The sequence below is a fragment of the Parabacteroides massiliensis genome (assembly GCF_900155425.1).
GTDB lineage: Bacteria > Bacteroidota > Bacteroidia > Bacteroidales > Tannerellaceae > Parabacteroides > Parabacteroides massiliensis.
The window spans coordinates 709561-722567 of the sequence record NZ_LT700190.1 but is presented as its reverse complement, the minus strand read 5'-3'; the positions used below and the strand labels follow the sequence as shown (position 1 = coordinate 722567).

8 protein-coding genes and 1 pseudogene are annotated in these 13007 nt (G+C 48.8%); 3 read left to right on the top strand and 6 right to left on the bottom strand.

The annotated features are described in order from the left end of the window. The first annotated feature begins 7 nt into the window (after positions 1-7). The 3 genes and pseudogenes from BQ9893_RS10380 to BQ9893_RS10370 form a co-directional block, all read left to right on the top strand. A complete protein-coding gene (locus tag BQ9893_RS10380) occupies positions 8-1492 on the top strand; it encodes a RagB/SusD family nutrient uptake outer membrane protein (RefSeq protein WP_075965959.1) in 1485 nt (494 codons plus the stop codon). Positions 1493-1634: 142 nt separating this feature from the next. Then, on the top strand, positions 1635-3920 hold the full coding sequence (locus BQ9893_RS10375; RefSeq protein ID WP_075965958.1) for a GH92 family glycosyl hydrolase: 2286 nt from the start codon (positions 1635-1637) through the stop codon (positions 3918-3920). A 166-nt stretch (positions 3921-4086) separates the two neighbouring features. Beyond that, a pseudogene (locus BQ9893_RS10370) lies at positions 4087-4293 on the top strand (sigma factor); the annotation flags it as partial. A 161-nt stretch (positions 4294-4454) separates the two neighbouring features. Here BQ9893_RS10370 and sufD read toward each other — a convergent pair. The 6 genes from sufD to nusA form a co-directional block, all read right to left on the bottom strand. Further along, a complete protein-coding gene (sufD, locus tag BQ9893_RS10365; RefSeq protein WP_075965957.1) occupies positions 4455-5798 on the bottom strand; it encodes a Fe-S cluster assembly protein SufD in 1344 nt (447 codons plus the stop codon). Positions 5799-5878: 80 nt separating this feature from the next. Further along, positions 5879-6631: a Fe-S cluster assembly ATPase SufC gene (gene sufC, locus BQ9893_RS10360; protein WP_075965956.1), complete on the bottom strand. Its 753-nt coding sequence runs from the start codon at positions 6629-6631 to the stop codon at positions 5879-5881. Positions 6632-6725: 94 nt separating this feature from the next. Continuing rightward, complete coding sequence (gene sufB, locus BQ9893_RS10355; protein WP_075965955.1) at positions 6726-8171, bottom strand: Fe-S cluster assembly protein SufB; 1446 nt, start codon at positions 8169-8171, stop codon at positions 6726-6728. A gap of 34 nt (positions 8172-8205) precedes the next feature. Beyond that, positions 8206-8697 (bottom strand): CvpA family protein, encoded by a 492-nt coding sequence (locus BQ9893_RS10350; RefSeq protein ID WP_075965954.1) that lies wholly within the window; start codon positions 8695-8697, stop codon positions 8206-8208. A 2-nt stretch (positions 8698-8699) separates the two neighbouring features. Then, entirely contained in the window at positions 8700-11705 is a 3006-nt protein-coding gene (gene infB / locus BQ9893_RS10345; protein WP_075965953.1) for a translation initiation factor IF-2, read from the bottom strand. A gap of 20 nt (positions 11706-11725) precedes the next feature. Continuing rightward, on the bottom strand, positions 11726-13000 hold the full coding sequence (gene nusA, locus BQ9893_RS10340) for a transcription termination factor NusA (RefSeq protein WP_075965952.1): 1275 nt from the start codon (positions 12998-13000) through the stop codon (positions 11726-11728). Positions 13001-13007: the final 7 nt, after the last annotated feature.

The following is a 13007-nucleotide window of genomic DNA, read 5'->3' as shown; positions in this document are numbered from 1 at the left end:
ACGAATTATGAAACTAAAATATAATCTGATCGCAATAGCTTTTTTAGGATTCAGTTTCTCATCTTGCAGCGACTTCCTGGAACAGAATCCGCAAACGGATTTAAGTGAAAACGATTTCTACAAAACAGCTGACGACATCGCCTCGGCAGTGAACGGGGCCTACTCCTCTTTACAGGAGAGTGACATATACGGAAACTGGTATGTTTTCGGAGAAATTCCTTCCGACAATACCCGCAATCAGCTCTCCGGTTCGGTAACCACCCAGAACGAGTTCGACCAGTTCTACATCGACACACAGAACAGTATGATAGCCAATTTCTGGAAAGCGGCATACAAAGTTATCAATCGTACCAATACGGTCTTAGGACGTATCGACGGTATCGAGATCAATGCAGAACTGGCAAATCGATACAAACTGGAATGCAAATTTATCCGTGCCTTGATGTACTTCAACCTGGTCCGTGTCTACGGTGATGTACCGTTGGTGCTGAAAGAGATCAGCATCTCGGAATCTTACGAAATCCTGCGTGAACCGAAAGAGAACGTTTACAACCAAATTATCGCAGACCTGAAAGAAGCGCAAGGGCTTCCCGTCTCCTATTCTACAGCCGAAGACGGACGTGCCACTCAGGGAGCAGCCAAGGCTTTGCTGGCTGACGTCTACATGACCTTGCACAAGTATACAGAGGCGGAAACTATCTTGGCCGAAATCATCAACAGCGGACGGTACAGCCTGTTGGAAAATACTCCGGGCAGCCTGAATATCGATGGTTACAAAAATGTATTCAGCCCGGTTAACCACAACAGTAAGGAAGGTATCTTCGAAATCCAATTCCTAAAAGGTGGTTATGGCGAAGGTTCCAACTATGCCAATAACTTCGCACCTGAAAACTCAGGAACGAATGTTGTGGCTGTCGGTGGTACTGGCGGTAACAATATTCCGGAAATGGATATCTACAATGCTTACGAAGAAGGCGACCTGCGTCGTGATTTCTCCATGTCGCTCGGATATTACGATAACCGCAAAAACAATGAATGGGTGGAGTCACGCTATGTTTGCAAGTTCATGGATGTTCCTTACCAGAACAATGATGCCAGCAACAACTATCCGGTGATCCGCTATGCCGACGTAATCCTAATGTATGCAGAAGCCTTGAACCAGAATGGGAAAACGGCTGAAGCCTGCAAGTATCTGAATATGACACGCCGTCGTGGTTTTGGCTATCAGACGACAGAGACCAGTCCGGTCGACCTGCAAACAACCGACAAGGCTCAGTTTGCCCTGATGGTAGAACAAGAACGTCGTGTAGAACTGGCTTTCGAAAACCATCGCTGGTTTGACCTGATCCGCACCGGACGTGCAGTCGAAGTGATGAAAAGTAAAGGATTCTCTCTGAATGAGACAAACCTGATCTGTCCGATCCCGCAAAAACAGATTGATGTCAATCCGAAACTGACACAGAACGACTACAGGATCGAACCTCGAAATTAACAGAAAAGGGAGGAAGTGTGTCAAAATCCTCTTGTCCTCGCGCTTGACGTAATGAGCTCTCGCGTCAAGCACGGGAACAAGATAGTTTTGATGCACTTTCCTCCTTTTTTTCTATCTTTACAGCATACCTAAATAATATCAAATGAAAAGCTGGACTATTTTATTAAGTACGTTGTGTTTATTTTCTTGTAATCAGCAGGAGAATAGATTCGAAAAGTACGTCAACCCGTTGATCGGCACGGATATCCGTATCGTACAGGGAAAAGATAAGAACTCGACGGAAGAGCGTGGGCAGATCATGCCGGCAGTCGGAGTTCCGCACGGTATGACCAACTGGGTGGCACAGACACAGGCGACCGAACAGAAATGCCATCCTCCCTACTACTATTTTCAGGATGCAATCCAGGGATTCCGGGCCAGCCATTGGATGAACGGCTCCTGTACACAAGACTACGGCAGTGTCACGATCATGCCGCTCAGCAATAAGCTCGAAACAGACCCGGTCAAACGTGCCTCCTCTTTCGATCATGCCCAGGAGATAGCGACTCCCTCTTATTATTCTGTCGATTTGAACGACTATGGCATCCATGCCGAACTGACCGGGCTCTCCCGTGCCGGCATCATGCAATTCAGTTTCGAGCAGGAAGGCGACCATTATATCGTGATCGAGCCCAATAGCGATGAAGGGGTCGCTTTTGTCGAAATCGATCCGGAGAAGAAAGAAATTACCGGTTACAATCCCGTACATCGCATTTATCAGGGATATGGCAAGGAAGCCGGATTCAGCGGACATTTCGTGATCCAGCTGAATGAAGAGATTGCCGACTATGGCGTTTGGGACAGTACCGCCATCACATCCGGCCGGAAATCGGCAAAAGGGCAAAAACATGCTGTCGGAGCTTGGGTAAAACTGGCTTCCGACAAGCCGGGGAAGACGCGGATCAAGATTGCCACTTCCTTTACGAGCATCGACAATGCCCGCAAGAACCTGGTCAGCGAAATCCCGGGATGGGATTTCAACGAAGTGCGGCAGGTTTCATCCGACACCTGGAACAGGGCATTGGGACAGATCGCTGTGAAAGGAAACAACGAAGAAGAAAAGGTCAAATTCTATTCGGCTCTCTACAACGCACACTTCCTGCCTCGCACGTTCAGTGACGTGGATGGTTCTTATCCGAAATTCGACGGTGGCGGACAGATTATGAAGATGGATCACGGAACCTACTATTGCGACTTCTCGCAATGGGATACCTATCGCGCCGTCCACCCTCTGTTCTCCATCCTCACCCCTTCCCGCAACGGGGATATGGCACATTCGCTCGTATTAAAAGGACAACAGGGCGGCTGGTTACCTATCTTCCCGTCCTGGAACAGCTACACGGCGGCCATGATCGGCGACCATTGCATCGCCATGATTGGAGACGCTATCGTCAAAGACGCTCCGGGCTTCGACTATGAAGAGGCTTACACGCTGATGCGCAAAAACGCCTTCGAAGCCAATCCTGACTCCAATAGCTACCGCGACGGGAAAGGCCGACGGGCAATGGAATCCTACCTCAAATACAACTACGTGCCGTTAGAAGACCAGGTAATGGATGCGTTCCACCGCCGTGAACAGGTCTCCCGTACACTGGAATATGCCTATGACGATTTTGTCCTTGCCGAGGTTGCCAAGAAGTTAGGTAAGACTGATGATTATAATGTGCTCATCAAACGGGCGGAAAACTACCGGAACGTCATCGATCCTGAAACCGGCTACGCCCGTGGACGCCATGCCGACGGGACTTGGATCGAACCGTTCGATCCGTTTGCTTCCACTTCGTTTATCTGCGAAGGGACGCCTTATCACTACACCTGGTATGCGCCTCAGGATGTAGCCGGATTGATCCGGCACATGGGTGGAAAAGAACGTTTCATCAATCGCTTGGATACCTTCTTCGAAGGAGATTATTACTGGCATGGCAACGAACCGGGACACCACATCGCTTATCTTTTCGCTTATGCCGGTGAACCGTGGAAGACACAAAAGTGGGTACATGACATCATCAACCGCGAGTATTTCACTACCCCCGACGGGCTTTCCGGCAACGACGATGCCGGCCAGATGTCATCCTGGCTGGTCTTCAGCATGGTCGGCTTCTATCCGGTCTGTCCGGGCATGCCCTACTACGTGATCGGCAGCCCGTCATTCGAAGAAAGCGTGATCACACTTGAAAACGGCAAGAAGTTCACGATCGAAGCCAAAGGAGCATCGGATAAGAATATCTACATCCAGTCGGCTACCCTCAACGGCCAGCCGTACGACAAGAGTTACATTCTCCATAAAGACATCATGAACGGGGGGACCCTCTCGTTCGTCATGGGAGACACCCCCAACAAGGAATGGGCCTCTTCCACCGGCTCTCTTCCTCCTTCACTCGGTTTATAAAAGGAAAGCACATGAAATATACCTGCTCAGCCTTGCCTCTTCGGTAAAAGGCTGAGCAGGTAATTTTGATACCGCGAAAGATTCGGAAAGATAACCTATCAGAAATAAGTATAGCTTTTCCTTCAAAAATTTTACTATATTTACACGCTAATCGACAGTGGGGTATATGGAATATTCAGCAGATTTAAAGGCTTTCAACCAATTATTCGCAGATTATCAAGGGCGATTCATTCGCTTTGCTAATATGTATGTGAGGAATATGGCCGTGGCTGAAGATTTCACCATAGAGGCCCTGATGCAATACTGGGAAAACCGGCACACACTGAAGGCAGACTCCAATATCCCGGCCTATATACTCACGATCATCAAAAACATATCGCCCAAGCGCTGAAAAAATTACATGTCAATCTGAAAGACTACATGTCATCGAAAGTCTGTTTTGACACTTCATAATCCGACTCCCTTTTTATATTTATCTGAACGTTCCAACTCATTCGTCCAGATAGCAATATGAGTCAATTACATCTATTATTCTTATTTGCAAATCCGGCAACCTGAGCATCTTGCCAGTTCACCACGGAAACGTTTTTCCACTAATTTGTGCAGACGGTCTTTCAAGGCATCCATACGTACATAGTCGATCACGTCTGAAGTGAAAGCTACACTCAGCAACATACGTGCTTCGTCGCGGGGGATACCACGGCTTTGCATATAGAACAAGGCATTTTCGTCCAACTGCCCGGTGGTCATACCATGCGAACATTTCACATCGTCAGCATAGATTTCCAGCTGGGGCTTGCTGTACATGCGTGCTTCACGGGTTGCACAAAGATTGCGGTTCGTCTGATAAGCCGCAGTCTTCTGCGCATTCTCTTTCACCAGGATACGTCCGCTGAACGCACCGATTGCACGGTCATCCAAGACATTCTTGAACAGCTCGTTACTGGTACAATTAGGTACGGCATGCGTAATATGGCTGTACGTGTCCAGTTGCTGTTCCTTATCCAGAATGGACATGCCGCATAAAGTCGTTTCAGCTTGCTCGCCGTTCAGCTCGATATAATAGTTGTTACGGGTAAGGCCGTTATTCAGCGTAATGCCATTCACCAATACATTGCTCCCTGCTTCCTGCTTCACATGCACGGATGCAAAACGCGTAGTCGACACGCTACTCTCTTCGAGATCGTAATAATCAAAGAAAGCTCCTTCACCCGCAAAAATCTCGACTACCTGTGTAGCTAAGAACTTGACATCGTCGATGCTATGGTCGCACACCAGCAGCTTGGCTTCCGAACGAGGTTCCATAATCACCAGAATACGGCGGTTCGCCATCATGTCCACATCGCTGCGGAATATATTCACCAACTGGATCGGGCGTTCCACAACGACACCTTCCGGCACGTAGACCACAAAACCATCCTGAGCCAGCATCGTGTTCAAGGCGATGATACCATCCTTGCCGGTCGGGGCAGCCTTACCATAATAACGAGAAGCTACTTCGGGATATTTTTCCATGAAAGTACGCATTCCCCCGGCATAAACGCCTTCGGGAAGATGGGCTTTCGGCAACATCTTGTCGTAGAAAGTGTCGTTCACCACAAAATAGAGCGAAGTGCTCAGGTTGGGAACATCACAACGGAACACGTCGTACGGATTGACCGGAATGTCGAGTCGATTGATATTCACCCCATAGTCCGGAACAAAAGCTTGCGCCACATCGGTATACTTATAATCCTCACTCTTCACCGACGGGAACCCCAACCGCTCCAAATCGGCCAAAGCCTCCGCACGCGGTAAATTCATCACACCTGCCGCATGCTTACATATCAGTGATTCACACTGCGCAAAGAGGTCTATATATTGTTGTTCTGCTTTCATCTGCTATTTAATTATTAACTGTAATAGAAGAACCAGGTTCGCGGATGACGCGGATCGGGTTCTTCATACAATCTAAATTCTTATTCTCCCATCTCTTTCTTGATCCAGTCGTAGCCCTTTTCTTCGAGTTCGAGGGCCAGTTCGGGACCGGCAGTCTTGACGATACGTCCTTTGTAGAGGACATGGACAATATCAGGCTTAATATAATCCAGCAGACGTTGGTAGTGTGTGATCACGATAGCCGCATTCTCTGGCGTACGGAGCTGGTTCACGCCGTTTGCCACGATACGGAGGGCATCGATATCCAGACCGCTGTCCGTTTCATCGAGAATCGCCAATTTCGGTTCCAACATCGCCATCTGGAAGATTTCGTTCCGTTTCTTCTCACCACCCGAAAAACCTTCGTTCACGCTACGGCTCGCCAGCTTATTGTCCAGCTCGACAATCGCACGCTTCTCGCGCATCAGCTTCAGGAAATCGGTAGCAGAAACAGGCTCCAGCCCTTTGTATTTACGATGTTCGTTCAGAGCGGCACGCATGAAATTCACCATGCTGACACCCGGAATCTCCACCGGATACTGGAAGCTCAGGAAAATACCTTCGCGGCTACGATCTTCCGGTTCGAGCTCCAACAGGTTCTTTCCGTTGAAGATCACCTCCCCTTCCGTTACTTCATATGCCGGATTACCGACCAACACACTGCTCAAGGTACTTTTCCCGGAACCGTTCGGCCCCATGATGGCGTGTACCTCACCCGCCTTGACAGAAAGGTTGATCCCTTTCAATATCTCTTTGCCATTGATATTGGCATGTAAGTTCTTTATCTCTAACATAACTTTATAATTTATGATTTATGCGCTTCATGATTTATGATTTATGATTTATGATTTATGCGTCGGTGATAAATCATAAATCATAAATCACAAATCATCCTACGCTTCCCTCTAAAGAAATAGTCAGCAGCTTCTGTGCTTCCACGGCAAACTCCATAGGGAGCTTGTTCATTACCTCGCGGGCATATCCGTTTACGATCAGACCGACAGCCTCTTCCACCGAGATTCCGCGCTGCCGGCAATAGAACAACTGTTCTTCGCTGATCTTGCTTGTCGTCGCTTCATGTTCCACTACTGCCGTTTCGTTCTGGATATCGGCATAGGGGAAGGTATGGGCGCCACAAGTCGAACTGAGCAACAGGCTGTCGCACTGGCTATGGTTACGGGCTCCTTCAGCACGGGGAGAAACTTTCACCAGACCACGATAGCTGTTCTGGCTATGTCCGGCAGAGATACCTTTCGAAACGATCGTGCTTCGGGTGTTCCGTCCGAGGTGGATCATCTTCGTTCCCGTATCTGCCTGCTGGTAATTGTTGGTGACGGCCACCGAGTAGAACTCACCAACCGAATTGTCACCGGCCAGGATACAGCTCGGATATTTCCAGGTGATAGCGGAACCGGTCTCCACCTGTGTCCAGGATATCTTGCTTCCTTCTCCCTTGCACAGTCCGCGCTTGGTCACGAAGTTATAGATTCCTCCCTTTCCGTCCTTGTCGCCCGGATACCAGTTCTGGACGGTTGAATATTTTACTTCGGAATGTTCGTTCGCCACGATTTCGACAATAGCGGCGTGGAGCTGGTTCTCGTCGCGCATCGGGGCGGTACAACCTTCGAGATAGCTGACGTAGGCTTCATCATCCGCCACGATCAGCGTACGTTCAAACTGTCCGGTATTGGCCGCATTGATACGAAAATAAGTAGAAAGTTCCATCGGGCAACGCACTCCTTTCGGGATATAGACAAAGGAACCGTCCGAGAACACTGCCGAATTCAATGCAGCAAAAAAGTTATCACGATAACTGACCACGCTTCCCAGATACTTCTGAACCAAGTCCGGATGATGCCGGACAGCTTCACTGAAAGAACAGAAGATAATGCCTTTCTCGGCAAGCGTTTCCTTGAATGTCGTCTTTACGGAGACGCTGTCCATCACGGCATCGACCGCCATCCCGCTGAGTTGCGCACGTTCGTGCAGAGGGATACCCAACTTATCGAAAGTCTTCATCAGTTCCGGATCGACCTCATCCAGACTCTTCGGGCCTTCTTTTTTCTTCGGTGCGGCATAGTAGATGATATCCTGATAGTCGATCGGCGGGATATTCAGGTGAGGCCATGTCGGCATCTCCAGTGTCTGCCAGTGGCGGAAAGCTTTCAGTCGGAACTCAAGCAGCCATTCCGGTTCATTCTTCTTGGCAGAAATAATACGGACAGTCTCCTCATCCAATCCGCGATGAATCACCTCCGTATCTATATCGGTAACGAATCCGTATTTATAGTCACCGGTCGTCACCTCATTTAGTATGTCGTTCGAATCTTCCATTATACATTATAATATATTGTTCAAATTATGAAACCTATTCCTCCTTAAAAAACACATTTCGGAAGAAAATAGTTGGGATTATTTCTTTGACTGGATTATAAAAACGGGATTCCACTTTTGCCTGGCGCGGGATCAAGACCGATCCCCGGTCTATCATCTCCATTCCGTTCAGCAGAAGGCTGACAAACGCCATCATAAAACAAAGCCCCAGGACACCGCCCGTCAAATGGTTCAGGAGACTCAGCGGCGTCGCCCCCACGACGCGGGTCAGAATCTCACCCGCCAGCAATATGACACCCACGATCAGCAGGAAGCCCGCCACGTAGCTGAGCACCGTCACCCCTTGTTCGGGGAACCAACCCAATGCCAATATATACCCGCGCAGCCAAAGTGCCGCCTTCGTACAAAAAAAGATCCCGACCAAGAGGGCTATAAGCGAAACAACCTGTTTGATGACTCCATCAAACAGGCCTTTCACAAATCCTATTCCTGCCAGACATAGCAATGTAATGTCCAACCAGTTCATGTTTACAATGTCTTCTTGATTTCCGTTTCTTCGTAAGCCTCGATGATATCGCCTACCTGGATATCATTGTAGTTCACCAAGTTCAAACCACAATCCAATCCGGCAACCACTTCCTTCACATCATCCTTGAAACGTTTCAAAGACCCCAGCTCACCGGAATGGACCACGATACCGTCACGGATCACGCGAACCTTGTTTGAACGTTTGATCTTACCTTCACGTACCATACATCCGGCAATCGTACCCACTTTCGTGATCTTGAATACCTGCTGTACTTCTACGTTGGCTGTGATCTCTTCCTTGATTTCCGGCGAAAGCATACCTTCCATAGCGCTCTTCACTTCTTCGATCGCATCGTAGATGATCGAGTACAGACGGATTTCGACGCCTTCTTTCTCTGCCAGACGACGTGCGGGCAATGCCGGACGTACCTGGAATCCGATGATGATCGCATTGGAAGCGGCAGCCAGTACGACATCCGATTCGGATATCTGGCCGACAGCCTTGTGGATCACGTTCACCTGGATTTCTTCTGTAGACAGACGGATCAAGGAGTCTGACAACGCCTCTACAGAGCCGTCCACGTCACCCTTCACGATCACGTTCAGTTCCTGGAAGTTGCCGACTGCTATACGGCGGCCGATATCATCCAGCGTAAGCATCTTCTGCGTACGCAGACCCAATTCACGCTGCAATTGTTCGCGACGGTTAGCGATCTCGCGGGCTTCCTGGTCTGTTTCCAATACATTGAACGTATCGCCGGCCTGCGGCGCACCGTTCAGGCCGAGAATCAGAGCCGGTTCGGAAGGACCGGCCTTTTCGATACGCTGGTTACGTTCGTTGAACATCGCTTTTACACGACCGAAATGGGTTCCGGCCAATACGATGTCACCGACCTTCAGCGTCCCGTTTTCAACCAGCACGGTAGAGACATATCCACGTCCTTTGTCGAGCGACGATTCGATGATGGAACCGACAGCACGTCTCTTCGGATTAGCCTTCAGGTCAAGCAAGTCGGCTTCCAACAATACTTTTTCCAGCAGCTCCTCTACACCGATACCTTTCTTGGCTGAAATTTCCTGACTTTGGTATTTACCTCCCCAATCTTCAACCAAATAATTCATGTTAGCCAGTTCCTCCTTGATCTTGTCAGGGTTGGCATGTGGCTTATCTATCTTATTGATGGCAAACACGATAGGAACACCAGCAGCTGAAGCATGGTTGATCGCTTCGACGGTCTGCGGCATGACATTATCGTCGGCAGCCACAATGATAATCGCGATATCCGTAACCTTGGCACCACGGGCACGCATGGCAGTAAAGGCCTCATGACCCGGCGTATCCAAGAACGTGATACGGCGTCCGCTCTGCAACTTCACGTTATAAGCACCGATGTGCTGTGTGATACCTCCGGCCTCACCGGCAATTACGTTTGCATTACGGATGTTATCCAGCAAAGAAGTCTTACCGTGGTCGACATGTCCCATCACAGTCACGATAGGCGGCCGTGCAACCCAGTCTTCTTCGTTGTCATCTTCTTCATCGGCCTTGATAGCTTCCACCACCTCGGCACTTACATATTCAGTCTTGAAGCCGAACTCTTCGGCTACGATATTAATTGTTTCCGCATCCAGACGCTGGTTGATGGAAACCATGATACCGATGCTCATGCAAGTCGCGATAACCTGTGTAACCGGAACATCCATCATGTTGGCAAGGTCGTTGGCTGTCACGAACTCCGTCAGCTTCAACACCTTGCTTTCCAGTTCTTCCTGTTCCATCAGTTCGTGTTCACGCTTCTGGAAGGCATCGCGTTTGTCACGACGATACTTGGCACCTTTGTTGTTCTTATTCCCCTTGTTGGTCAGACGGGCCAAGGTTTCCTTTACCTGTTTCTGTACATCTTCTTCGCTGATCTCCGCCTTCACCGGCTTGCGCAGGCGCGGTTTGCGATCGTCGTTCGGACGTGACGGACGAGCATTGGTTCCCGGCGTATTGTTTACGTCTACGCGGTCTTTCTTGATACGGTTGCGTTTTTTCTTTGCATCCGTACCGCCTTCTCCCGGTTTGGCTGGAGCGCCGGGTCTTGCCGTCGCATCTTTCGGCCCCTTGTTGAAAGCCCCGTTACCCGACTGTTGCCCCGGCTTGTTACCGGCAAACTTCTCACGCTTGTCTTCACGCTCTTTCTTACGTTCCTCCTTCGTTTTTTTCTTCGGACGTGTAGACTGATTCAATGCGTTCAGGTCTATCTTTCCTGTCACCTTAATTTTCGACTCGAACTTCGGAGTATTCAACCGGAATAATTCCTCGTCAGAACCGTTGCCGGCTGGTGCTGCCGGTCCCGCGGATTTCGCGGTCGTTGACTCTGTTTTTGCAGCTTTCGGTTCCTGTACAGGTTCCGGTTTTTTCACTTCTGCTGGTTCTTTTTCCACTACTATAACTTTTTCTTCTTTTATCTCCTCAGGCTGCTGTTTCACTTCCGGGACTTTCACTTCAGGCGTTTTCGCCTCGGGCGCCTTTACTTCAGGCGCTTTCACTTCGGGAGTTTTTACTTCAGGGGCTTTCGCCTCCTGAGCCGGAGCTTCAGCAGTTTTTTCAGCAGAGGCAACCTCCATAGGCTTCTCCACTTTCTTTTCCACAGGAGCTGAAACAGGCTGACGCTGCACCTCCTGCACTTTCTTATGCGGTCTGTCCAGATCAATCCGGCCCTTCGTTACAATTTTGGGCTTGAATTCATCCGGTATTACAGTCTTTATTTCCGAATTCTTTTCTTCTTTCACAGAAGAAGCTTCCCTGTGAGGACGTTCAGGTACAACCCGTTCACGCTCACGTCCGCCGTTCGGTAAATCTTTTCCAAACTCTTTTACGAGCAAAGCATACTGTTCATCACCGATTCGCGTGTTGGGATTGTTATCCTCAACCTCGAACCCTTTTTTGCGTAGAAATTCAACAACCGTGTTGATCCCTACATTCAATTTTCTTTGTACTTGTATTAATTTTATGGGCATATCAAACTTTGTCGTAATACTTATTCCTGGGTTTCATCCTGTTCATCTTCAAATTCGGCAGATAAGATAGCAAGTACCTCGTCAACAGTCTGTTCTTCGAGGTCGGCACGTTCAATAATCTCTTCGCGGCTCATAGCCAATACGCTCTTCGCCGTGTAGCACCCGATATTCTTCAGTGCTTCGATTACCCAGCTGTCAATTTCATCCGAGAATTCATCCAAATAGATATCCTCTTCATCTGCACCTTCCACATCGCGGAAGACATCGATGGCATATTCGGTCAGCATACAGGCAAGCTTGATATTCAAACCACCTTTACCGATAGCCAATGATACTTCTTCAGGACGAAGATAAACCTCTGCCTTACGTTCTTCTTCGTTCACTCGTATAGAGGAAATTTTTGCCGGGCTTAATGCACGCTGGATAAACAACGATACATTGGATGTATAATTTATAACATCGATGTTCTCGTTTCGCAGCTCGCGGACGATACCGTGAATACGGGAACCTTTCATTCCGACGCAAGCGCCAACCGGGTCGATACGGTCATCGTACGACTCTACGGCCACTTTTGCTCTCTCTCCCGGAATACGGGCAATCGCCTTGATGGTGATCAGGCCATCGTTGATTTCCGGCACTTCAAGTTCGAACAAACGCTGCAGGAATAATTTGTCTGTACGGGAAAGGATGATCTTCGGATTGTTGTTGTAGTTATCCACCCGCTGTACGATAGCACGTACGGTTTCTCCTTTGCGGTAAAAATCTGTCGGGATCTGTTCTGTTTTCGGGAGCAGCAACTCGTTACCCTCGTCGTCCAACAACAGGATTTCTTTCTTCCATACCTGATAAACATCGGCTGCAATAATGTTGCCGATTTTATCTTTATATTTAGCAAACAAGCTGTCTTTCTGTAATTCAAGTATCTTTGAAGCCAGCGTTTGGCGCAGGTTCAGGATGGCGCGACGCCCGAAATCAGCAAAATGCACCTCGTCTGTCACCTCTTCGCCCACTTCACAGTCGGCATCGATCTTGCGGGCCTCGGTCAGTGTCAGCTGAAGATTCTCATCTTCCAGTTCGTCATCGGCAACAACCGTACGGTTTCTCCAGATTTCGAAGTCACCTTTTTCCGGGTTGATAATTACGTCGTAATTTTCATCCGTTCCGAACATTTTAGCGATCACGTTACGGAATGAGTCTTCCAACACGCTGATCATCGTATCTTTATCTATATTTTTCAACTCCTTGAACTCAGCAAGTGTGTCAATCATACTGATTGTTTCCTCTTTCTTGGCCATAATCTTT